2 protein-coding genes are annotated in these 602 nt (G+C 52.0%); both read left to right on the top strand.

Going from position 1 to position 602, the window contains the following annotated elements; all coding sequences use genetic code 11:
- Nucleotides 1-234 (top strand): hypothetical protein (locus BLX24_RS33195; RefSeq protein ID WP_177226007.1); only part of this gene is annotated, 234 nt, incomplete at its 5' end.
- 102 nt (nucleotides 235-336) lie between these two features.
- Nucleotides 337-602 (top strand): hypothetical protein (locus BLX24_RS31025; RefSeq protein ID WP_143092975.1); only part of this gene is annotated, 266 nt, incomplete at its 3' end.

The following is a 602-nucleotide window of genomic DNA, read 5'->3' as shown; positions in this document are numbered from 1 at the left end:
CGGGGCAATCAGCGCAGTTTGCAGGTGCCTCAGTTTATGGACTGGTCATCGCTGTATTATTCCCACGTCGAAGCGTTTGCTGAGCGCAGCTGGAATCCCAATGCCGACCGCTACCTGCACCTTGGTTTCAATACCGGATCACCGGGCGGCTGCTATCTGGTATATCGACGTAAGCGTGATATCAACGCCATCGCCAACCACCTTACCCCGTTTTTACGAAGCCTGAAACCCTGATGTTTTTTTCTGACCTGTGGTACCGCATCATTCATTCTGAAGCATGGCCGTTTCTGATTGTGGCCTTACTCATGCTCATACTCGAACCCCGGATTTTCAAACATGGCAAAAAGAATCAATCCTGAGCAGATCGGCATGGGGCTGGCTGCGCTATTGATCAGCTGGATCGTCTGGCTGCTGGTTATGCACATCATGGACTGCGCTCAGGGCAGCGATCGCTACTCAGAAGTAATGGTGGTCGACAAACAATTCCGTGAGGCATGGACAGAAACAACCGTGACCACTGAGACCTACACAGCTAATGGTCATCAGTATACCCGGCCGGTTGTACACCAGTATTACCACGCCGCCCGCTATACACTGCACAT

It is taken from the genome of Arsenicibacter rosenii (assembly GCF_001870735.1).
GTDB lineage: Bacteria > Bacteroidota > Bacteroidia > Cytophagales > Spirosomataceae > Arsenicibacter > Arsenicibacter rosenii.
Note: the sequence above shows the minus strand (reverse complement) of the source record. Positions and strands in the feature narration are given on the sequence as shown.